The following is a 20,151-nucleotide window of genomic DNA, read 5'->3' as shown; positions in this document are numbered from 1 at the left end:
ATATGAGACGCGCGAAAATTGTGGCAACTTTCGGCCCGGCAATATCCAGCTACGACAACACTCTCGCAGTGCTGGAAGCCGGCGTTGACGTTGCCCGCATGAACATGAGCCACGGCGACTACTCCGTGCACGACAACACCTACGAGAATGTCCGCAAGGCTGCGGCGCAACTGCACAAGCCCGTGGCTATCATGGCTGACCTCCAGGGTCCCAAGATCCGCCTTGGCCGCTTTGTCGACGGCCCCCACGAACTGGCCGTTGGCGACACGTTCACCATCACCACTGAAGACGTCCCCGGCACCAAGGACATCTGCTCCACCACGCTGAAGAGCCTCACCGAAGACGTCAACGTGGGCGACGCCCTGCTGATCGACGACGGCAAGGTTGCCCTTCGCGCCATCGAGGTTGACGACGTCAAGGTCGTCGCCACCGTTACGGTCGGTGGCAAGGTGTCCAACAACAAGGGCATCAACCTGCCCGGTGTTGCCGTCAACGTCCCCGCACTGAGCGAAAAGGACGAGGACGACCTCCGTTGGGCCCTCAAGCGTGGCGTGGACCTGGTTGCCTTGTCCTTCGTCCGGGATGCCTCCGACATCAAGCGCGTCCACGAAATCATGGACGAAGAAGGCCGCCGCGTTCCGGTGATCGCCAAAATCGAAAAGCCCCAGGCCGTGGACCAGCTCCACGAAATCATCGATGCGTTCGACGCCATCATGGTTGCCCGTGGCGACCTCGGCGTTGAGCTCCCGCTCGAAGAGGTGCCGATCGTCCAGAAGCGCGCCATTGAACTGGCACGCCGCTGGGCCAAGCCCGTCATCGTGGCAACGCAGGTCCTGGAATCCATGATCGACAACCCGCGTCCGACGCGTGCCGAGGCTTCTGACTGCGCCAACGCAGTTCTCGACGGCGCCGATGCAGTCATGCTGTCCGGCGAAACCTCAGTGGGGCAGTACCCCATCGAAACCGTCAAGGTCATGGCCCGGATCATCGAGTCCACCGAAGAACACGGCCTCGAGCGCGTCCCCCCGCTGGGCACCAAGCCCAAGACCCGTGGTGGCGCCATCACCCGTGCCGCCGTCGAAATCGCCGACCAGCTGGACGCAAAGTACATCTGTACCTTCACCCAGTCCGGTGACTCGGCACGCCGTTTGTCGCGTCTGCGTCCGGTCAAGCCGGTCTTCGCGTTCACGCCTGTTGAGCACGTGTGGAACCAGCTTGCCCTCACCTGGGGCATCCAGCCGGTGCTGGTTCCCTCCGTTGGCCACACCGACGAAATGACCGCACAGGTTGACCGCAGCCTCCTGGACATGAAGATCGTCGATGAAGGCGACCTCGTTGTCATCGCTGCCGGTTCCCCTCCCGGACAGGCCGGTTCCACGAACTCGCTGAAGGTCCACAAGGTGGGCGACCTCGCCGACACTTCCAAGGTTGACGCGTCGCGCAAGGAACCTGTGGGTCCGTGGCCCGAAAAGAAGAGCAAGACCAGGGCGTAGTCCCCTCGGTTTGAAAGCGGGCCCCGCCGTTTGGCGGGGCCCGCTTTGTTTTGTCTTGTTTCGTCTCTTAAGCAGGCACGACGGCGGCCGGTCACCTTTCGCGTAGGTGACCGGCCGCCGTCGTTTGCTGCTTGGTGCTAGTTGACCTGGTTGATGATCGTTTCAGCAACCTCACGCATGCTCAGGCGACGGTCCATGGACGTCTTCTGAATCCAGCGGAAGGCCTCCGGCTCGGTGAGGCCCATCTTCGTAGTCAGGAGGCTCTTGGCGCGCTCTACGAGCTTGCGTGTGGCGAACTGCTCCTGGAGGTCGGACACCTCGTTTTCGAGGGCCTTGATCTCCTCGTGGCGGGAAAGCGCGATCTCAATGGCCGGGATGAGGTCAGCCGGCGTAAACGGCTTCACGACGTAGGCCATGGCACCGGCGTCGCGGGCACGCTCCACGAGTTCCTTCTGGCTGAAAGCAGTCAACAGGACTACGGGGGCGATGCGGGCCTTGACGATCTTTTCTGCCGCCGAGATGCCATCCATCACGGGCATCTTCACATCCATGAGGACAAGGTCCGGCTTCAGCTCTTCGGCCAGCTGCACGGCCTTCTCGCCGTTGTCTGCCTCGCCGACGACGTCGTACCCTTCGCCCTTCAGGATCTCGATAATGTCCAAGCGGATGAGGGTCTCATCCTCGGCTACGACGACGCGTCGGGCCGGCTGGGCTGCGGGTGTGGACTCCGTCTGTTCGGTCACGGGATCTCCTTGAAAAGGTTCGGCGGGTTCATGTCCATCTTAGTGTGGACCGCTGCGGCACATGATTTTGTTGCACTCGCGTGCCCGGTTCTTTGATTTAGCCTATCTGCATGTAGAGTAGTTTCGCGTGCTGGGAAAGGATCGCGTTGCTCACAGGAATGAGGGCAGTCAGCGAGAGTTAACTTCCCGGTAATCCGCGCCCGAGTGGCGGAATTGGCAGACGCGCCGCACTCAAAATGCGGTATCGAAAGGTGTGTGGGTTCGAGTCCCACCTCGGGCACTGTATTGTCGCAGGTCAGGGGCTTTTTAGCCCCTGACCGTGCACAAAACCCCTAAAAGTGTGCACAGCGGCGTAGCGTTTTCTGCATGGCCAGCATCATGACACGCACCAAAAAGGACGGTTCCCAGTCCTTCACGGTGCGCTGGCGGGACCCAAGGATCGGGAAGCAGCAGGGGCTCACCGTCGCCACTCACGCCGAAGCCGAAACCCTGAAGCGGTTGCTCGACGCCAACGGCCAGAACTTCGAAGTAGCCCAGCACGCCATTCTCGAAAACGCGAAGCGTGCACCCACCGTTGCAGAAGTAATCCAGGAGCACATCGATCTGCTCGTCAGGCCCTCAAGTGGCACTGTGAAGACCTACCAGACCATGCTGGATCTGCACGTGAAGAAGGTCATAGGCGGGCTGCCCGTCGACAAGCTCGACTACCGGGCGATTGCATTCTGGGTGAAGTCCATGATGGCCAAGGGCCGTTCACCAAAGACAATCAAGAATGTACATGGCCTGATCTCAGGGTCCATGAACACCGCCGAGATGCTCGGCTACATCACCCGCAACCCCTGCCGTGGTGTGCAGTTGCCGAGCGTGGAGAAGGCCGAGGACGAAATGATGTTCCTCACCCATGCGGAGTTCGGACTCATCATGGAGAGCATGGGGCAGCGGTACAGGGACTTCACGAACTTCCTGGTGATGACCGGAACGCGCTTCGGAGAAGCGACCGCGTTGACCGTGGCGGATATTGATCTGTTAGGGAAGCCAGCGACAGCCCGCATTAATAAGGCGTGGAAACGGGACGGGCAGAACCAGTTCTACATCGGGCCGACGAAGACGGGCGCTGGGAAACGAACCATTGGGTTGAATCCTGCACTGGTGGATTTGCTGATTCCGCTGGTGGCCGGGCGGCCCAGCAGCGACCTGCTGTTCACGACGCCTAAGGGGGAACGCATCGTCCACAAGCTGTACTGGCACCATTACTGGGTGCCGGCGGTGAAGGCGGCGCAGCTTCGTGGGCTACGAAAGGACCCACGTATTCACGACCTGCGGCATACGCACGCGTCCTGGCTGATTCAGGATGGGGTGCCGATCTTCACGATCTCCCGGAGGCTGGGGCACGCTTCGATCAAGACAACTGAGCAGGTCTATGGACACCTCATGCCCGAGGCCCTGCAGGTCGGGGCGGATGCAACGGAGCGGCAGGTCGCGGCGTTCATGCGCTAATGCTGTTCTGGTCTCTTAGGAGACGAGGCGGTTGCGGGCTCGGGTGCCGATGAGGCGGGTGCTGGTTGGGCTGGCACCGTGCGCCGCAGACGACGGGTGGGATGACGGAAGGATCTCGCTGAGCCTGGCTATTTCTGCGATGTGCTCTGAGGTGAACACGATCTTGCCTTTGCCCCAGCACGCGTGGGGGAACCGCCCGGCTGCTGCTCCGTCGCGAAGCCACCCCTCACTGCAGCGCATGATTGCTGCGGCTTCGGCAGGCTCGAAGAATTCCAGGTCCATCTCAGTCCGATCACAATTGGTCTAGTGTCGACAATTCATTGGCTTTCCTGATCACGAGGACATGACGGGATTCACGCAAACTGGGTTTTCTCTGATGCTAGGTGCGCGCCCTGCCATCGGATAATGATTGAACAAGTCGGCGTCGTTAGGCTCTCGACGCCGAAGGTCCTGCAGTTCTCACGACAACATGTGTTGCTGACATTTGGTGCAGGGGTGCCTACCGGACAATCTGGGGAGGCATCGAATTTAGGGTCTACCACGCAGAATCGTCAAGTGGACGGACGGTGCAGCCCCTGCTCGGAGCGCCGATTCAGATAATTGGCCGGTATCCACGGATCATTGCAGAGTGGACTTTCTCGAAACCTTGAAGCTGGTGGGCGCATTCCTGGCTGCCCTTATTGCCTCCCGGACTATCTTTGCCGGAGTGCGCACCTGGTATCACAACGGCTGGGGGAGCCGCCTTGTGTGGCGGAAGAAGCTCAACCTGCTTAGCAACTGGGCTGACGACGACTACATCAAGGACCTACTTGGTACACCGGTCTTCCGCCATGAAGGCCAGCTTTACGGAGTGAAGGCAAGCGACGAGCTGTCATGGGTAGATCGCATCTACTCAACACCCCATGCATGGGTGGTAACCCGCAGTATCAGGCAGCGTGTTGAATGCTGGTCAGTAACAATCACTGATCCGAAGTTCTGGTGGGATGTCGAGGATGCCACTTTCAACATACTGAAAGGCCAGCTGGGCAGGGCAACCTTCGCTTCACTCGTGAAGAGACCGTCTGGTCGGTTCGAGCAGCGTGGTTCCAGAAGGTACGAGTATGGCGAGAGTACCTCCTTTGGTAATCCCGGCGCCTACCAGAACTTCGTCTTCCTGTACCACCCCGGCGGTGTCGGGAGTCCGCATCCGAGCGGTCAGGATATCGTCATGACCGGTGACTTTACTCGCGACGGGGAGCACGGAGAGATCACACCGCTGGATGAGACGCGCATGAACACGACGGTCAACACCATCATCGTCTTGTCGCCTTCCATCAGCGTGGCCGACCTTATGAAACAGTCTTTGCCCGTAGCTGATGCGGATGTGACGCGCCTCTTTCAGCCTTACCGGAAGTTGCGAACCCGCAGGGGTCTACGACAGAGGTCCCGGAGTCTACGGAAATGGAAGTAGAAGGATCTTTCTTGTCGGACTGCGGCGCGCGATCCATCGAGTCCTAGATGATGTGCTGGCCTGTAGTTTCGACCCAGAGACTGGCTTCGCGATCAATCTGCACTCTCTAGACACTCTCCGTTGGTACGCTTATTTGAGTAATTCAAAAATGAACGGGATGTGTCTTGAAGGTTTTTATTAGCTGGTCTGGCAACACAAAAGCAGTGGCCCAGGCCATCTACAAGTGTCTTCCCAGTCTCTTTGACAATGCTAAGCCGTGGATCAGCACGGAGAACCGTTCCGGTTCCATTTGGCTCCCCGAAATGGACAAGCAGCTTAGCGATACGGATTTCGGCATCGTCTGTGTATCAAAGCAGAATCAAGGTGCGCCCTGGCTCAACTACGAGGCGGGAGCATTGTCCCGCAAGGTAGATGCCAAGCGTGAACTCATGCCGGTGCTGCTCGTCGACTTTGATGACACCGTAGAGGTCACGGGTCCTGTGACTGGCTTCCAGATGAAGTTCGCCAACCTCGAAGACTTCTTCGTCATCATGAAGGACCTCAACGAGAGCGAGCTGGGGCCTGGGATCGATGCTGACATCCTCAGAATGCGTGTCGAACTCATCTGGCCCAGCATTGAAGCTGAAGTCAAAAAGGTGAAAAGTAGTCATGACTCTCAGGATGTAAAGAAGCGCACTGATGACGATAAGTACGAAGAACTACTTGTCACCGTTCGCGATATTGCTGAGACGACGGCGATACTTGCCCACCAGCGATGGGGCGGTCCGGGTCAGGACTTCAGACTCTCTGACCACGACATGCGAGTTGTGGCGAGGCCGTTGGTGATGTCGGCCGGGCTACCGGCTTGGGTGAGATGTCCATAACCTTCCCTGACAAGAAGCGGGCGCGAGTTGGCTCAGAGAATCCGGTGAACGATGTCATTGCAGGCAACATGGCAGAAGCTGTTGCGGAGATTCTCGAACACGAAATCGAAATTTCTTACTATCCCATGGACAAATCAGAGATAGAAGATCTGCGAGCCATGCTTGCTATGAGAAATCTGGTATCTCATCCGGAAGCCTAAATCGAACGGTGCTTGCTAAGGCCGGTGATAGCCGTCAGGGCGGGTTTCGCTTTGACACGAACAGAACCGCATTGGCGGCGGTGGATCTATTTACATAACAGATGAGGCTGAAGGCTCGTTCACCTACCTCTTTTCATTTGCCAAACGGCGCAAAGCTCTTGGGTTCACCCCTACCCTAAATCAGGACTCTTCTGGTCTGGACATGTCCAGAGCTTGAGGGTTCAATGGACTTGAGGGTTCGACGTGGGTCTGACGCGTCTTAGTAGGTGTTGGCCCTCGGACGTACCGAGCGGGATCACGTCACAGGGGACGCCATGGACAGAGACTCATACTCCTCGGGACAATCGCCGGCAGAGCGCGCAGCGAAGGCCTTCGATTCGTTGGTGCTTCCTGCTCACTTGAGCTTGGAACGCCTTATCAGGGTGGTCGAGCGAGTGCGGTATCGGCCTATCGAAATCGAGGCCTCTGAAGCGCTGAACGGTGGCAGTGTCTGCGGATTATGGCTTTCCACGGATAGTGTCGAGATCATCCTGCATGCTCTCAGCCCATCCGGTGTTCACCGACAACAGTTCGTCCTTCACGAGTTGGGGCACATGGTGTTGCGGCACGATGAACTGGTTGTACCCCTCGACTACATCGAAGTGCTCTTTCCGAACATCCCGCCTTCTCTGGTCCGTCGCGCCCTGGCCCGCAGCAGTTTCACTGATGAGCTGGAGGCGGCTGCGGAATATCTCGCGGACCTCTTCGCCGCAGCGATCAGGAACAGCGCGAGGGAGCCAAGGTCCTTCGAGAAGGTATTCGGATGATCCAGGTTGTGGCCGCGGTTTTGATGTGGCTTCTCGTCATTTCTCTATTGCCAGGAACAAGGCGGCGGGACCACAGCGTTTTGACTGCCGCCATCACGATTGCGGTGGCAATGACCCTCAACATCGACCCGGTCTACACGAGCCTTGACGCGGCGTCTGCCGGACGGAACTACGTTGACCTACTGGCCAATGTCTCCATGGTGGTGGGCATCTACTTTCTCTCGAAGGCGATTATCCGAGCAGCCATCCCAGAAGACTCTGGAGAGCGACAAGACACTCTGGGAGCCGTAGTCCTGGGCGTTGTGATCCTTGGACTAGCTTTTAGCTTTAGCTTTATCACCACGCGCGGAAGCTCGACGCGTTTCATGCTTGACTACGGCGATCAGTTCCCAGCTGCCTTGTACTCAGCCATCCAGTTCGTCTACATCGGTTACGTGGTCAGTGTCACTGGAGCTACGTGCTTTCGATTCCGTCCCGGCATGTCGAGGCCCTATTACCGCGTGGCATTCACGTTCATTGGAATCGGCTGCGCGCTGGCCGTGCTGCTTGTAGCGCTTGTCCTTGTCATGGACACACTGCACTTGCAAGGCCATCTCGATGCTATGCACGCGATATCGCCTGCGTACGACACAACGGTGATTGCTGCCATGGCGTTCCTTTGCGTGGGTCTGGCGATCCCGCCTGTTGCACGGCGTATTCTTCGCCGCAATAACGCGGCGACTGAGGACGACTTGGTCCGGGGCCTCCGAGGAGTCTGGGACAAGACCGCCGGGTTGCGGCAGGACGTTCGCCTGCAGCTTGGAGTTGAAGACGTAGCTCAGCGGGATCCAGCACTGAAACTCCATCGGATGCTCGTGGAGGTGCAGGACGCTCTTCTCGTTGAACCAGGATTAGCGAGTTCCTTGGATATCCGGGAGCTTAGAGTGTTGAGTGCTGCCGAGAATTATCTGGCTGGACCGATTGACCATGGAACAAAGATGCGGAAGGGAAGAGGGGAGCGGGCGCTATGACAGATGATGGTGCCAACCTCTCCGAGACGCCGCAGTCCAAGTTGGCCCGGAAGCTCAACTTGCTTCTCGATCTCTATGAAGCAGGTAGCGCAGAGACTCTGACCTACCCAAAGATCAGCAGGCACATGAGTCAGGGGGGAACCCCGCTATCGCGATCTCGTTGGGCTTACATGCGCAGTGGAGACAGTTCACTGGCTACTGATGCCGCACTGCTAAGAAATCTGGCTGAGTTCTTCGGGGTGGACAGTGACTACCTCCTCGACGATGTAGGGGAGATTCCGCGGCTAGTGGACGCGCAGTTGGAGCTTCTTCGGGCTTTGCGGGAGTCGCGAGTGCGTAATTTTGCCGCCCGACAGCTGCAGGGAATCTCTCCAGAAACGCTGGAGAAGCTCCGCCAGGTGATCGACGACCGGAGGAAGCAGAAGGAGGAGAACGGTGTCGGTGACAAATAGGCAGCTAGCCGTCGATGCCGGACTGACGATTGGATCGGTCGCGCTCCTGGCGGGTCTGTGTGGATCTGCGTACTTTGCGCGCCGCGTGGTCGTACCCAAATTCAGCCGTCGCGAGGACCTTGCCATTCGGTCGGTGTACCCCGGCAATGATGGGCAACTTTTTATTGAACTTCCGGCAACCACACACACCAAGGCAGATGGACTGCACAGCTTATGGTTTGCGAAGGGGACCGGCCATGCGTGCTTGGGTCCAGTGGTTGAAACCAGCGAGGACAGAGGCTCACTCACCCGCGTGGTGGAGCGCGTGGACTCCGGAAACCTTGCACAAGCGGCGGCAGGGATCTGGAGTGGTTACGTCTACTCCGAACCCGAACAACTAGGCCTGCCATACCGAAACGTTGAGATTACCGTCGACGACGGCCTGGCTCCGGCCTGGAGGTTCGACTTGCCTTCTTCTGACAGGGCTGGGACGTGGGCGATCCATATCCACGGAATGGGGGGCAGGAGAGCTGGTTGTCTTCGAGGCATACCAGTCGCCAGACGTCTGGGACTGACCTCGCTGGTTGTCTCGTTCCGAAACGACGGCGACGCACCGCCGTCGTTCGATAAGCGTTACCGCCTCGGCGAAACCGAGTGGCGCGATATCGAGGACGCCATGAATTATGCCGTTGCCGAAGGCGCGAAGCGCATGGTTATCTTCGGGTGGTCATTGGGTGCGGCCATAGCCTTACAAGCGGCGGCCCTATCAGCGCACGCCCCTCGAATAGTCGGGATGGTCCTTGACGCCCCTGTCTTCGATTGGCGGACGACCCTGCGGGCCAACGCGAAAGCCGCCGGGCTGCCACAACCGCTCGTGCAGTTGGGCTTCGGCATTCTGGAGTCGAAAGCGCTTCGGTGGGTAACAGGCCTAGCCGAACCAATACGTCTGGATGCCCTGGATTGGCTGGCCCGGGCGTCGGAGCTGAAGAAGCCGATCCTGATCCTTCATGGTATGCAAGACGACACCACCCCATTGGAGTCGTCCCGGAAGGCTTCAACCTTGCGACCCGACCTCGTCAGCTTGGTGGAGTTTGAGTCGGTGGGTCACTCCCTCGAGTGGAATTTCGACCCCGATAAGTGGGAGCACTCCGTTGAGGACTGGGTCCATGGACTTACGTTGGCTGACGCCAGTTTCGAACAAGCGGTGGCGGGGTCGTAGGAGGCATTTGCACGGAGTATTGGTCGGCCAACTCGATGAGCTGGCTCTCAATAAGCGATGACCGTGCGGAGAATCGCTCACCGCCCAAATCATGAACGAGGCCGGCTAACTCGAGGAGCTTGAGATGGCGTCGAATGGTGGCCCTGGAAGTCTGAAGCTCTGAGGCCAGGACCGTACGGGTTACCGGCCCGCTCCTTATCAAGATGCGAAGTATCTGCGTACGTGTTCGGTTCATAAGGATGGATGTCGACATGGAAACCACGGCTCGGAGTGACAAGATTGACGCTGTAGACGGGTCTACAGCAGCAGGATACGCCTGCAATCATCCGCACAACAGATTCAACAGCAATTGATTGTGTCGGTACGGCGCTCGCGGAATACTGATGGCGAAGGAGCCATATTTTGCGGAGACAGGCGATCGGAAGGTGGAGCATGCCGGCGAAAGACGCTAGCCGCAACGGCGAGCTACCGCAGGCAACGCTCGCGCGGCGATTGAACCTCCTGTTGGACGTCGTTGTTGCCGAGAGGGGATCGCCGGTTACCTTCAGGGAAGTTGAGGCCGGACTCCAGGCTAGGGGTGTCAAGATCTCACGGGCCAGGTGGTTCTATATGAAGGATGGGACAGGGCGCTTGGTCAGCGATCCTCAGTTACTCACCGCCATCTGTGAGATGTTCGACGTCGATCCTTCCTTTCTGTTGAACGGCGTGGAAGGCGACATTCCTGAGCGCATAGATTCACAGTTGGAGTTTGTGAAGTCTTTGAGGGCGGCCCGAGTGAAGTCATTTGCCGTCAGGACGCTGGGGGATGTCTCCCCGGAGACACTGCGCGCTATCACCGAGTATTTGAACAAGGACATCGACCTCCACCCGCATGGAGAACGGGCAGCGGCTAGTCCTCCAGGACATAGCGAAGGTGAGCGTCCAGCAGCTCCTTGATGCGAGCAGGATTTGCTGAGTACCGCGGGGAACGGCCGTGGCGACGCCCGGCTGGAACGTCGACGACGATCGCCCCTACCTGCTCCAGGGCGACCAGATGCTTTGCGACACTTGGCTCGCCAGCGCTGACGGAATCCACGATGTCGCCGCGCGTCGCCGGGCCGAAAGTCGTGAGAAACCTCAGTATTTCGTTCCTTGCCCTGTTTCCGAAGGTGGCCACGGCTGCCTCGACGTCGGGTGACCAAGCGTCGTCGTGAGGTTGCGTAATCCGCGGCATGGCTCAATTCTTGCCGAACAACGTGAAAAAAGTAAGAACCGCACTCTTGACGATACTTAAAGTATCTTTGACAATAATTTTTAGATGCTTTGGTTTGTGGCTGAGTCGTTTCGGCCGCGACAACGTCGCCGCTTTGCGGCGAACGTTAGAGAACAGTAGCTATTCGAAGCGGTGAGGGCGATGAGCCTAAACGACAAAATTGAGCAGGCCGGACGACTGCAGCCACATCCCGGAACGGTGGACATCTCGCTTACTGGTCCTCCCGAGCCGATGTTGTCCGTGTCCGTTGACCAGATGATGGGAGCTGTTGAAGGGGTGCGGCGCTACGTCGTTTCTCACTTGGCTCATATCGGACGCGCATGCGATGTTGACGACGTCCTGCAAGACATCCGTGTGGCTGTCTGGAATGGCGTAGCGCGGGGGAGCTACCGCGCGTTGCCTGGCGTCCCCTTTGAAGCATGGGTCCAGGGCGTGACGTCGAACATCTGCGCCGCTCACGCCCGACGCGAGCTCAACCACAAGACGCTACCTCTGTTGCTCGACCCCACGGGTGACGAGGTTTCGGGTCCCTGGGGTCGGCTATCAGCGATCCTCATCGCGCAGGAGAATCCCGAAAACCAGGAGATCATCGACCATGAGTGGGCGGTTATGGTCCTGCAGTTAACTCGAGAAGCTGTGTCAGCACCCACGTGGCGGATGGCCGTTGACAGCCTCACCGCGCCCCGCCAATATGCGCTCCCCACGCCGCACGACCGCCGTCGTTGGAACGCTGTGGCTGCCGTCCGCCAGACGGCGAAGACAGTCAGCCTGGCACTCGATGTCACCCCGGGCAGCATCGGCGATGTCGGCCAACTCTGTCAACGTGCGGTTGAGTGCCTCCCAAGTGTCCTCCTGCGTGAGGTTGCCAACGCGATAGTTCTTCCCGACATTCACGGATCGGAACGGCAAGCAGCGATTGCTCGGCTAGCCCATGAGCTTGGTGTCACCGATCGCTATGTTGCTGTGCAGATCGGCACCGCACGTCGCCTCTACCAAACCGCTTGGCGCGTAGTACGCAGGGCGGCCTCCTTCTAATCGGCGGATGCCTTAGCTCCGCAGCTGACAACCAGTGCCTCTGAGGTGGCGATCATGAGCATTCGCAAGGCCAACGGGTTTCGGACACGTTTAGGACGATGGGTCTTTGGGCTCACGATCCTTTTGATGGTTGGTACCTTGGCTCTGCTCATCGCGCTGCCGTCCAAGGGGCCGGTCACCGGGGCGCCCCCGGTGGCTACTCCCGTAGCTTTGGCTCCTGCGCCGAGCGCATCTGCTGCTGCGCCGCAGCCGTCGGTCAAACCTTCCGGAACAACGAAACGGCCAGCTGTTTCGCCTGCGCCAAGGCCGACCGACTTTCGGGCGGTTGCCTCTTCCGCTGCAGAGGCCATCTACACCTGGGATACGAGGGCCTCCTCCTACTCGGAGGTCTACGGAAGGATGCGCGATCTCTGGGTTCTCCTTCCGGACGATTCCAATCCGTGGACCGTTCTGGTTCAAGAGTTTGAGGCTACAGGTGTAAACGCTGGATCGTTCATGGCTTTGGCGGGCCAAAGCGCCTTTCGTCACGCGAAGTCGGAGTCATTAATGTGTGACGAGCAGCTGGCCAAGGTACGCGAGCGGCCTGCTCCGTGGCCAGGGCTGCATGTCTGCACTGTGCGACTTTCTGTTGAGGACCACACATCGGCAAGTACCAACTCGTACTTCGCACCCGTCAGTGTAATGGTGAACTGTCCTCCGGCGCCGACAGCACCTGCTGATCGGTGCGTGATGGTCGCGTTCTACGCTTCATCCAACCGAATCGTTTACTGATGCCTCATCCAGGACTTGCTGTCGTTCTCGTGCGACGGCGCACCCTTCTCAGGTTGATCGGAGCTTTCGTTGCGGTGGTCGCGCTCGCATTTGCTGTCGTCACCGGTGCCGTGGCGGTTGTTTTGGTGGGGGATAGCCCGACAGCGGTCGTTGCTTGTGTCCCTGGCGCTAAGGCTGGTGCTGGTGGCGACCCCGATGTACTCGACCTGGCAACCGGCGTTGGAGTCGCCGGGCTGTCGGCAGCCCAGGTAAATGTCGCCAAGGGGTACGTCTCGGTCGGCAAAGGACTCGGCTTGCCTCGAGAGGCACTGGCCATCGCCATCATGATGTCTTTGCAAGAGTCCAGTCTGAGGATGTTGGCCAATGCCAACGTTCCTGAGTCGTTTAACTTTCCGCACGACGGTGTTGGGAGCGACCACGATTCTGTGGGTTCGGCGCAGCAACGTCCTGCCGCGGGGTGGGGGACTGTTCAGGAGCTGATGGATGTCACCTACAATGCTCAAGCTTTTTATGGTGGGCCGGCGGGTCCAAATCATGGAAGCCCGCGCGGGTTGTTGGACATCCCCGGCTGGACTTCGATGAGTAAGGGGCAGGCTGCACAGGCGGTGCAGGTTTCGGCATTTCCGGAGTTATACGACCGATGGGAACCGCAAGCATCCGCGATCGTGGATGCCCTTAGCGGGATTGCGCCCGCTCGTGTGTGCACGGATGCTCCCCCCGCGGGGTCCGACGCCGTCCCAGCTGAAGGTTTAATCCAGATCCGCCAGGACATTCTTCGCTTCACGAAGTTAGGGGTCGGGGGTACCTATGTCTGGGGTGGTACTGCGTTCAAGGCGTGGGACTGTTCAGGATTCGTTCAGTGGATTTATCGGCAGGTCGGCATTGAGCTTCCGCGGGTGGAGCAGTGGCGGGTCGGGCGGATGACAAACAATCCTCAGATTGGCGACCTGGTGGTGCAGAACCCAATTGGGCCGAACAATTGGGGACACGTGGGGATCTACGCCGGCAACGGGATGATGTACAGTGCGCTCAACCCATCTGCGGGAACGTTGATACATCCCATCGACTGGAACCCTGGCGCGGCGTACTTCGACCTTTTGTGGGACCCCGCGTGACAAGTGGGTAGATGTCGCTGGGGCACTCCAGCGGGGTTGGATTCTCGTCGGTCCGGGACTGTTCTGGATCATGCGGAGGCGCATGACGGGACCGCGGAAGGGCACACCGGCCGGCCTCATGAGGGCCCCGAGCGAGACCACATCCGAAAGATGATCGACCTGCGCTGCCCGTGTCCCGAGTCGCAGAGGGACTGCTTTGCGTGTACGCAGGTGCGGCGGGTCACCGGCCACCAGCGGATCGGTTGGCTCGTTTCGAGAACACCTCCGGCTCCGGCCTCGTCGCCGGACCGTGATCGGAAGAAGATCGAGACCCGACTCGCCGCAGCGGAGGCAGAGGTCCAGCGGCTGCGCATGCAACTCGATGAAGGGTAAAGCTGTGCGTCGGCGCCTGACGCGTGCGCGGCTTCTCACGATCTTTCCTTCAACTGCAAGGAGGGAACCATGAAAGAACGCATTGTGCGCTCACGTCCTGTCGAAGTCGAAATCCACAGCTTCCGTTGTTTCCGGTTTCCCGAACCAGGGCTCGCCATCGAACTCCGCGTCCATGAACCCACCCGCGCTCATGTTGATGAGGTTCGGCCCGGGAAGGCGATCCGGGACAAACTTCGCATCTTCTGGATGGTGGTAAACATATTCCTTCGCGGAGTGCGCCAAATGCTCGTTGAAGAGCTTCTCCATGGCTGTTGTGCCCCTTTGTATTCTGTCGGCCTCCCCTCGGAGAACAGCACCTCTGATCTTCTGAACTCGCGGATCGTCTGATTCGAGGCCGTCAACCATGACCATCGGATCGCTCATGAGCAACCCGAGCTTCCGTGTGAGGGGAAACGTAATGCCCCATGCCGTCATGAAGCCCACACCTTCCGACGGCTCATCCTTTGGATTGGGGATCAGATTCACCGGGGCGTCCGAGGTGATGAGGGAACGTTGCACAAATTGCACCAGGCTCCACGGTCTGGTTGCGAAGTAGGGCGTCAACTTTTCGGCCGTATCTACCATGTGCTGAATGTGTGCAATGTTTGAGAAGCTGATCGGCGGGCCGTCAGGCTGAGTAGCTTCGGCCCAGATCCGATCTGCCTGTTCCGGGGACGGATCGAATCCCAGATTCTTCCTGGCCCAGTTACCAACATTCTTGCGCCCGCCGGCACCGATCTCGACGCGGACGAATTTAGCCCGAAGATGTTCCATCGTCTTGCGGGTATCCGGTCCGCGCACGCTCTGAAGGGCCATGTAGTAGGAGAATGTCCACCGCTCGCTTTCTGATAGGGGGAAATCATTCCCTTCGAGCTTCCCAATGATGCTGATGGCTTCGCCCTCCATGCCACTCAACGCCTTCTCGAACTCGTCAGGTTCCTCTAGGCCGTCTAACGTGTGAAAGTGTGTTTGCGCTGCCACGTTCTTGACTGATGAGGTGAACGATTTCCGGGAGCGATCGAGGGGCACAGCGACGATTCGCCCCTTTTCGGAAGCGAATCCCCGAAGGTATCCCTGGGGCACGTAATGGTGAAGCTTTGCAGTATTGCCCTTGCCGGTCATGTCTGGCATCTTGCCACAGGCAGTGCCAGGAAGCGCTGGCGACGGCCAGGTCTAGCTATTGGAGTTGAGGATGACCACTGCAGGTGGGCGCGGTGTGCGGCCACTGCTGGGTACAGCCCGCGGAGCGGACCTGCCGGGCCTTGCAGTCCGGCTCGACATGGCCAGGGTAGCGGTCATAGCGTCCCGCGGTCATGGCCAGCTCCGCAATCAGGCGGAGGCAACGTGGCTCCGCCACCTGAAGCTGAGCTTGATGTTCATGTGATGATCGCACCCTTCCGGCTTGTCTTGCAGCGATTGCAATATCACTCTTCATGGTGTTATTCGCACTCCTCCGGGAGTGCGTCCTTAAGTGTGTTTGTGATGCGTCCTCAGTAATCGCGGAATTCATGCCTGCGGTGTCAGATGAACGACGCCACGAAGACAGGCTCCGACACGCCGCGTGTTTTCCTTGAAGCGATCATGCGCGAATCGTGTGCCATACTGAAGTTCCGAGCTGGCCGCGCCCGCGGCACCCGATATCTGTTCAGGAGGCCCCGCCGTGGTTCCAAACTCTACCGCCGATGCACTCGGACTCCATGCCCCCACCGTTCGCGGCCTGCTCATTGAGGCCGTGCGATCCCGGCATGACCGTTTCGCGGAGGCGCACCAGATTTCGGGGTCCCGGTACGGGATGGGGTTTGGCAGCCAGTGGCGGGACCTGCTCGATGACGCGCATGAAGTACTGACCGGGCGCGGTTTCCGGTCTTACAAGCTGGATCCGGCCGGCTACAAGCTCCCCGTGGTCAACGACTGCCTCGTGTATCTGTGGAGGGTTCCGGAAACCGCTGACGCAGTTGCCTCGTTCGCGTCGAGTCCGACCAAGAAGAGCGGGTTCAGCGCTCAGCCCCTGGACCCGATGTTGTTCGACCCGGTCTTGTTGGCTGGTCCTGAGCCTGTCGAAGCTGCAGACGACGAGACAGAACTCGAGCGTGTCGTACGCGAGGTCGGCGATACGATGCCGCTGGTGCTTGTCATGGTCCAGTCGTCGCCGCATCAGCTGCAGTCGATCGAGTGGGCGATCGCGGAACTCAACCATACAACCGGCGAGGTCGAGCTTCGCGGTTATGAGACCATCTGGGAGTCGGAACTTGCCACTGCCGACGCGGCGTCCTTCGTCGAGTCGTTCGACAGCGGCATTCCGGTAGCGCCCGCCGTGGAGCTGCAGAGGCAGGAGGCGACGCAGCCGGATGCGTGAGGACACCCCGAGCCTGTTCGACTTGCCCGGCTTTGGGCAGACACATGGACGGTTTGAACCGGCGCGGCTGACCCAGGCCCGGGTTCGTGCCGGAGTAAGTAAGACAGACCTCGCCACCGAGGTCGGGGTATCTGCCGCCGCGATCGGGCAGTACGAAGCTGGAGTCAACTCGCCCCGCCCCGACGTGTTGGACCGGTTGGCAGAGGCACTGCGCGTTCGTCCTGGCTTCTTTGGCATCGGCCGTCCTCTTGCCCGCATCGATACTGTGAATGCCCACTTCCGGAGCCTGCGGTCCGCTCGCGTTAGCGATCGGCAGAGGGCGCTAGCCACTGCGGCCATGGTCTGGGAACTGACGTTCGCACTTGAGCGGTACGTGAAACTTCCCGAGGCTGATTTGCCAGCAGTGGCTGCGGGGACCGCGCCCGCCGATGCCGCCGTAATGTTGCGCCGGCATTGGGGGCTGCCCGATGGACCGGTCAAGCATCTAGTGGCTACGGCTGAGGCCCATGGCATCGTGGTGACCATTCGACCCCTAGGTGAGATCGATGCCGTAGATGCGTTCTCGGTAGTGATTCTGGATCGCCCCCTCATCATCACGACGCCTCGCAGGAGCGAAAACGTCTTCCGGCACCGCTTCTCGATCGCGCACGAGATCGGGCACCTGCTGCTGCACAGTGATTGCGGTGAGCACAGCGCGGCGATCGAGAAGGAGGCCGACGAGTTTGCTGCAGCATTCCTGACCCCCTCGTCCTCGATGGATGTAGCGCTCCCGCAGCGTCTCGACCTGGCAGCCCTGGACAGGCTCGGCAGGACTTGGGGTGTATCGCCGCACTCGCTTATCCGCCGGATGGTCGAACGTGGCCGCACGACAGAGTCTTCAGCACGCCGGGCCTACCAGCGCCTTGCCGTGCTCGACGATCCCGATGCCGACCCGACCAGCTCCTACGCAGGAGAGGTTCCAACACTACTGAGGAAGGCCGCCGCGTTGGCCGGCGACAACGGGGCCGGAATACCCGCGCTTGCTGACGTCTTGAAGCTCAGCACCTCGCAGGTGCGGGATCTGCTCGGAATGGCAGATCAGCGCCCGGTTCTTCGAATCGTCTAAGGCGTCATATTCAACAGGGGAGTGAAGATGGTCGAGAAAAAGCAGTCGGGAAGACGCACCACGATTTACCGATTGACAGGAGTCTCGGACTTCGAGGATGCGATCCGCCGCAAGTACCTCGATCGGGAGGGCTTCGATCACCGTAGCGTCGAGGTGGGCGAGCGACCTGCCTACCTGGTAGCAGGTGCCATGTCCAGGGACAGGGCGGATTGGTGCTCGACGGTGACGACTCTCATCGGAGACACCGTGGAGATTGGCGGCGTCACGCCAGCGGGCGTGCTGTTGGTGAGGCCGAGCGGGGACCAAGTGGCAGAAGGGGGCATCGCCTATGCACTGAGCTACGGGATGGGCTTCCAGCTGCTCGAGCCCAGCAGGATAGACAACCTGTTTGGGCAGCGCATCGCGATCCGCGCAGCGGATCCGGGTAAGTTGCGCTCCCTCACAGTCACCACGATGGACGAGCGCTCGCGGACGTCGCGAGCGACCATCCCGCAGGGCGATGGCCTGTTGGGCTTCGGCGTCGGTGATGTCGGGGAGGCCGTCAGCCGGATCGTGGCGATCGCGGATTTGCCGAACCTCTCGCGATCTGCTGGCGAACCCCTGCAGATCCGGGGATCGGACGCACTCAACGTCCCGCTGGGCCTCACCGCTGAGGAGGTGCTCGCGGATCTGGATGTGCTGGAGGAGCTGCTCGCGGCCGACCCCCTCCCGTCCCTCAAGATCCTCGAGCAGCTGGCGGCAGTGAAGAACCCTGAAACAAGGGAGCGGCTAGACGGGCTCCTTTCGAGCGCCTTGGACGGCACCGGCGGCAACGTCGGACTGGCGTGGCCTCACGAAAGGGTGGACGAGAACGGCACCCCGGACTCGTGGGTCCCTACTGGGTTGTGGTCACGTGGGCGGAATGGTGTTCGCCCGGGGCATCCAGAGTGGTCAGAGATACGAGCAGCGCTGGATGAGCTTCCTGCCGGGAAGCGTCTGGCGCGTCTGGACTCCGCGTCCATACAGCTGTGCCGTGATGCGGAAGGGGAGCAGCCGATCAGCCAGGCGATCCCTCTCAGGCGGTGGGTAGCGTTCGAGGGCGATCTCGACGGCCGGACCTACGCGCTCTACGACGGCTCCTGGTATCAGATCCACCATGACTACGTGGAGAACATCGACCGGATGACCAAAGAGCTCTTCGATCGCCCGGTCGACGATTTGGCTTTCCCGGAATGGCGCGTCTCCGATGACGAGGAAACGTATAACAAGGCTCTGGCCGCCGCGCTGGGAGGGGTCTGCCTCGATCGGAAGCTGATCACCACTGACCTCCACCGCCGAGGCATCGAAGCGTGCGACGTATATCTTCCGGACGCGACCCTGATCCATGTGAAGAAGACCGAAAAGTCCGCTGCCGCGAGTCATCTCCTGGCGCAGGCGCTCGTGTCCGCGGACGCTCTGTGCAACGATGCTCAGGCGAGGGAGAAGCTGCGAAGCAGAATCAAGGCGCTTGGCGGCAACGCGGATGGGCTGGGGTCGAAGCCCTCGAGGGTCGTGCTAGCCATGCATCGGGGTGAGGGGAAACCGGTGACAGCGAAAACCCTTTTCACCTTCACAAAGGTTAACTTGGTCAGACAGGCGGCGTCGCTCGAAGAGCGAAGCGTTTCGGTGCGTGTCGTATCGATCGAAGGTGCCAGCGCCTGAGCCATGGCTTAAGAGGTCGTGCAGGGCAGGGCCCTGCAGGATGTAGTGGCCTTCCAGCTACGTGCCCAGCCGCCACTCAGGTTCAACCCACCTTGATGTCCAGTCGAGGGGCTCGCTAAGGGAAGCGACGCGGCTGAACTCCTCGAAGTACGAATGGGCGATGGCTGTATCGTGGATCACCACGGCGTTCTCGAACGAGAAACCGGCATTCCTGGTGAAGTTGAAGGAACCCGTCCAGACGCTCTCGGCCTCAAGAGTGATGGAGTCAGCCATCTCCAAGCCCCCCACAACGTCGCCCGGAACTACCGTCGGGCGGAGACGGACCAAGAATTTGTGGTGCATGCGCGGGCTGGCCGCCTTCCGCTCCGAGTTGTGGTTGCCGACGCAACGAACGCCATCGATCCCGCTCAGGCTCAACGTCGACATGCTCCTGAGGGGCTCCGGGAACCACCAGCGCATCCACGGGTTGTCGATGCTGTCATACCGCTGGCGCAACCGGCCTTTCCAATCGTCACCCTTAGTGCCAAGATCAGGCCGGAGAAAGTCTTCCTTCTGAACGACCAGGGCCCCGTCGATCTTGGCGATCTCGTCCAAGACCTCCAAATCGGTCAGCCATGCAACACATCCGACCACGGCTTCGGAGCCGCGGATGAAATCGACAAGAGGTTCTTTCACGTCTCCGAAGTGGGAATTCACGCGCGGACCAGACGAGGA

Annotated in this window: 23 protein-coding genes and 1 tRNA gene; 17 read left to right on the top strand and 7 right to left on the bottom strand. The window is 59.9% G+C overall.

Translation table 11 applies throughout. The features are described from left to right. Window positions 1–2 precede the first annotated feature (2 nt). Complete coding sequence (gene pyk / locus AC6I97_RS15155) at window positions 3–1,493, top strand: pyruvate kinase (RefSeq protein ID WP_309931740.1); 1,491 nt, start codon at window positions 3–5, stop codon at window positions 1,491–1,493. Between the two features lie 137 nt (window positions 1,494–1,630). On the opposite strand, the gene AC6I97_RS15150 is transcribed toward pyk, so the two are convergent. Next, window positions 1,631–2,236 carry an ANTAR domain-containing response regulator gene (locus tag AC6I97_RS15150; protein WP_216923235.1) on the bottom strand — a complete coding sequence of 202 codons (606 nt, stop codon included), beginning with the start codon at window positions 2,234–2,236 and terminating at the stop codon, window positions 1,631–1,633. Window positions 2,237–2,434: 198 nt separating this feature from the next. Here AC6I97_RS15150 and AC6I97_RS15145 point away from each other — a divergent pair. Both AC6I97_RS15145 and AC6I97_RS15140 read left to right on the top strand, forming a co-directional pair. Further along, a tRNA-Leu gene (locus tag AC6I97_RS15145) sits at window positions 2,435–2,516 on the top strand. 98 nt (window positions 2,517–2,614) lie between these two features. After that, window positions 2,615–3,733, top strand: coding sequence for a tyrosine-type recombinase/integrase (locus AC6I97_RS15140; RefSeq protein WP_497945333.1), 1,119 nt, complete (start codon window positions 2,615–2,617; stop codon window positions 3,731–3,733). Between the two features lie 15 nt (window positions 3,734–3,748). Here the strand turns inward: AC6I97_RS15140 and AC6I97_RS15135 are convergent, their stop codons facing one another. Further along, on the bottom strand, window positions 3,749–4,015 hold the full coding sequence (locus AC6I97_RS15135; RefSeq protein ID WP_497945332.1) for a hypothetical protein: 267 nt from the start codon (window positions 4,013–4,015) through the stop codon (window positions 3,749–3,751). A 346-nt stretch (window positions 4,016–4,361) separates the two neighbouring features. On the opposite strand from AC6I97_RS15135, the gene AC6I97_RS15130 reads away from it, so the two are divergent. From AC6I97_RS15130 to AC6I97_RS15100, 7 genes are all read left to right on the top strand, one after another. Further along, window positions 4,362–5,183 (top strand): ETEC_3214 domain-containing protein, encoded by an 822-nt coding sequence (locus tag AC6I97_RS15130; RefSeq protein WP_497945331.1) that lies wholly within the window; start codon window positions 4,362–4,364, stop codon window positions 5,181–5,183. A gap of 164 nt (window positions 5,184–5,347) precedes the next feature. After that, window positions 5,348–6,046 (top strand): toll/interleukin-1 receptor domain-containing protein, encoded by a 699-nt coding sequence (locus tag AC6I97_RS15125; protein ID WP_497945330.1) that lies wholly within the window; start codon window positions 5,348–5,350, stop codon window positions 6,044–6,046. Then, a complete protein-coding gene (locus tag AC6I97_RS15120; RefSeq protein WP_497945329.1) occupies window positions 6,037–6,246 on the top strand; it encodes a hypothetical protein in 210 nt (69 codons plus the stop codon). The genes AC6I97_RS15125 and AC6I97_RS15120 overlap by 10 nt, the downstream gene beginning before the upstream one ends. 314 nt (window positions 6,247–6,560) lie before the next feature. Beyond that, on the top strand, window positions 6,561–7,052 hold the full coding sequence (locus AC6I97_RS15115) for a hypothetical protein (RefSeq protein ID WP_497945328.1): 492 nt from the start codon (window positions 6,561–6,563) through the stop codon (window positions 7,050–7,052). A gap of 110 nt (window positions 7,053–7,162) precedes the next feature. Beyond that, window positions 7,163–8,062 carry a hypothetical protein gene (locus AC6I97_RS15110; protein WP_497945327.1) on the top strand — a complete coding sequence of 300 codons (900 nt, stop codon included), beginning with the start codon at window positions 7,163–7,165 and terminating at the stop codon, window positions 8,060–8,062. Further along, window positions 8,059–8,514, top strand: coding sequence for a hypothetical protein (locus AC6I97_RS15105; protein ID WP_497945326.1), 456 nt, complete (start codon window positions 8,059–8,061; stop codon window positions 8,512–8,514). The genes AC6I97_RS15110 and AC6I97_RS15105 overlap by 4 nt, the downstream gene beginning before the upstream one ends. After that, window positions 8,504–9,712, top strand: coding sequence for an alpha/beta hydrolase family protein (locus tag AC6I97_RS15100; RefSeq protein WP_497945325.1), 1,209 nt, complete (start codon window positions 8,504–8,506; stop codon window positions 9,710–9,712). The genes AC6I97_RS15105 and AC6I97_RS15100 overlap by 11 nt, the downstream gene beginning before the upstream one ends. Here the strand turns inward: AC6I97_RS15100 and AC6I97_RS15095 are convergent. Then, window positions 9,666–9,947, bottom strand: coding sequence for a helix-turn-helix domain-containing protein (locus AC6I97_RS15095; protein WP_497945324.1), 282 nt, complete (start codon window positions 9,945–9,947; stop codon window positions 9,666–9,668). The two genes, AC6I97_RS15100 and AC6I97_RS15095, sit on opposite strands and share 47 nt — an antisense overlap. Before the next feature lie 197 nt (window positions 9,948–10,144). Between AC6I97_RS15095 and AC6I97_RS15090 the strand changes: the two genes are divergently transcribed. Then, window positions 10,145–10,648 (top strand): hypothetical protein, encoded by a 504-nt coding sequence (locus tag AC6I97_RS15090; RefSeq protein WP_497945323.1) that lies wholly within the window; start codon window positions 10,145–10,147, stop codon window positions 10,646–10,648. Here the strand turns inward: AC6I97_RS15090 and AC6I97_RS15085 are convergent. Next, on the bottom strand, window positions 10,602–10,925 hold the full coding sequence (locus AC6I97_RS15085; RefSeq protein ID WP_497945322.1) for an ArsR/SmtB family transcription factor: 324 nt from the start codon (window positions 10,923–10,925) through the stop codon (window positions 10,602–10,604). The two genes, AC6I97_RS15090 and AC6I97_RS15085, sit on opposite strands and share 47 nt — an antisense overlap. Before the next feature lie 180 nt (window positions 10,926–11,105). Between AC6I97_RS15085 and AC6I97_RS15080 the strand changes: the two genes are divergently transcribed. Further along, a complete protein-coding gene (locus tag AC6I97_RS15080) occupies window positions 11,106–11,999 on the top strand; it encodes an RNA polymerase sigma factor (RefSeq protein WP_497945321.1) in 894 nt (297 codons plus the stop codon). On the opposite strand, the gene AC6I97_RS15075 is transcribed toward AC6I97_RS15080, so the two are convergent. Continuing rightward, window positions 11,996–12,349, bottom strand: coding sequence for a hypothetical protein (locus AC6I97_RS15075; RefSeq protein WP_497945320.1), 354 nt, complete (start codon window positions 12,347–12,349; stop codon window positions 11,996–11,998). The two genes, AC6I97_RS15080 and AC6I97_RS15075, sit on opposite strands and share 4 nt — an antisense overlap. Window positions 12,350–12,823: 474 nt before the next feature. Between AC6I97_RS15075 and AC6I97_RS15070 the strand changes: the two genes are divergently transcribed. Next, window positions 12,824–13,885, top strand: a complete 1,062-nt coding sequence (locus AC6I97_RS15070; RefSeq protein ID WP_497945319.1) for a C40 family peptidase — start codon at window positions 12,824–12,826, stop codon at window positions 13,883–13,885. Window positions 13,886–14,347: 462 nt separating this feature from the next. Here AC6I97_RS15070 and AC6I97_RS15065 read toward each other — a convergent pair whose 3' ends face one another. Then, window positions 14,348–15,418, bottom strand: coding sequence for a DUF4238 domain-containing protein (locus AC6I97_RS15065; RefSeq protein WP_497945318.1), 1,071 nt, complete (start codon window positions 15,416–15,418; stop codon window positions 14,348–14,350). A 70-nt stretch (window positions 15,419–15,488) separates the two neighbouring features. Here AC6I97_RS15065 and AC6I97_RS15060 point away from each other — a divergent pair, with 70 nt between their 5' ends. The 4 genes from AC6I97_RS15060 (at window position 15,489) to AC6I97_RS15045 (ending at window position 19,437) form a co-directional block, all read left to right on the top strand. Continuing rightward, window positions 15,489–15,680 carry a hypothetical protein gene (locus tag AC6I97_RS15060; protein ID WP_497945317.1) on the top strand — a complete coding sequence of 64 codons (192 nt, stop codon included), beginning with the start codon at window positions 15,489–15,491 and terminating at the stop codon, window positions 15,678–15,680. A 276-nt stretch (window positions 15,681–15,956) separates the two neighbouring features. Next, window positions 15,957–16,652, top strand: a complete 696-nt coding sequence (locus AC6I97_RS15055) for a hypothetical protein (RefSeq protein ID WP_497945316.1) — start codon at window positions 15,957–15,959, stop codon at window positions 16,650–16,652. Further along, on the top strand, window positions 16,645–17,757 hold the full coding sequence (locus AC6I97_RS15050) for an XRE family transcriptional regulator (protein WP_497945315.1): 1,113 nt from the start codon (window positions 16,645–16,647) through the stop codon (window positions 17,755–17,757). Before AC6I97_RS15055 ends, AC6I97_RS15050 begins: the two co-directional genes overlap by 8 nt. Window positions 17,758–17,784: 27 nt before the next feature. Then, window positions 17,785–19,437, top strand: coding sequence for a DUF6119 family protein (locus AC6I97_RS15045; protein WP_497945314.1), 1,653 nt, complete (start codon window positions 17,785–17,787; stop codon window positions 19,435–19,437). Window positions 19,438–19,494: 57 nt separating this feature from the next. Here the strand turns inward: AC6I97_RS15045 and AC6I97_RS15040 are convergent, their stop codons facing one another. Further along, entirely contained in the window at window positions 19,495–20,112 is a 618-nt protein-coding gene (locus AC6I97_RS15040; protein WP_497945313.1) for a phospholipase D-like domain-containing protein, read from the bottom strand. Between the last annotated feature and the right edge of the window lie 39 nt (window positions 20,113–20,151).

This window comes from Arthrobacter sp. TmtSoilC48 (genome assembly GCF_059739425.1).
Note: the sequence above shows the minus strand (reverse complement) of the source record. Positions and strands in the feature narration are given on the sequence as shown.

Bases quoted from the DNA above. Each gene is read 5' to 3' on its own strand.
- AC6I97_RS15075 (WP_497945320.1), bottom strand. From the start codon at position 12,349: ATGGCCTCTGCAGCGGAAGAGGCAACCGCCCGAAAGTCGGTCGGCCTT.
- AC6I97_RS15105 (WP_497945326.1), top strand. From the start codon at position 8,059: ATGACAGATGATGGTGCCAACCTCTCCGAGACGCCGCAGTCCAAGTTG.
- AC6I97_RS15050 (WP_497945315.1), top strand. From the start codon at position 16,645: ATGCGTGAGGACACCCCGAGCCTGTTCGACTTGCCCGGCTTTGGGCAG.
- AC6I97_RS15090 (WP_497945323.1), top strand. From the start codon at position 10,145: ATGCCGGCGAAAGACGCTAGCCGCAACGGCGAGCTACCGCAGGCAACG.
- AC6I97_RS15135 (WP_497945332.1), bottom strand. From the start codon at position 4,015: ATGGACCTGGAATTCTTCGAGCCTGCCGAAGCCGCAGCAATCATGCGC.
- AC6I97_RS15080 (WP_497945321.1), top strand. From the start codon at position 11,106: ATGAGCCTAAACGACAAAATTGAGCAGGCCGGACGACTGCAGCCACAT.
- AC6I97_RS15085 (WP_497945322.1), bottom strand. From the start codon at position 10,925: ATGCCGCGGATTACGCAACCTCACGACGACGCTTGGTCACCCGACGTC.
- AC6I97_RS15115 (WP_497945328.1), top strand. From the start codon at position 6,561: ATGGACAGAGACTCATACTCCTCGGGACAATCGCCGGCAGAGCGCGCA.
- AC6I97_RS15140 (WP_497945333.1), top strand. From the start codon at position 2,615: ATGACACGCACCAAAAAGGACGGTTCCCAGTCCTTCACGGTGCGCTGG.
- AC6I97_RS15110 (WP_497945327.1), top strand. From the start codon at position 7,163: ATGACCCTCAACATCGACCCGGTCTACACGAGCCTTGACGCGGCGTCT.
- AC6I97_RS15120 (WP_497945329.1), top strand. From the start codon at position 6,037: ATGTCCATAACCTTCCCTGACAAGAAGCGGGCGCGAGTTGGCTCAGAG.
- pyk (WP_309931740.1), top strand. From the start codon at position 3: ATGAGACGCGCGAAAATTGTGGCAACTTTCGGCCCGGCAATATCCAGC.
- AC6I97_RS15045 (WP_497945314.1), top strand. From the start codon at position 17,785: ATGGTCGAGAAAAAGCAGTCGGGAAGACGCACCACGATTTACCGATTG.
- AC6I97_RS15060 (WP_497945317.1), top strand. From the start codon at position 15,489: ATGACCACTGCAGGTGGGCGCGGTGTGCGGCCACTGCTGGGTACAGCC.
- AC6I97_RS15065 (WP_497945318.1), bottom strand. From the start codon at position 15,418: ATGACCGGCAAGGGCAATACTGCAAAGCTTCACCATTACGTGCCCCAG.
- AC6I97_RS15095 (WP_497945324.1), bottom strand. From the start codon at position 9,947: ATGAACCGAACACGTACGCAGATACTTCGCATCTTGATAAGGAGCGGG.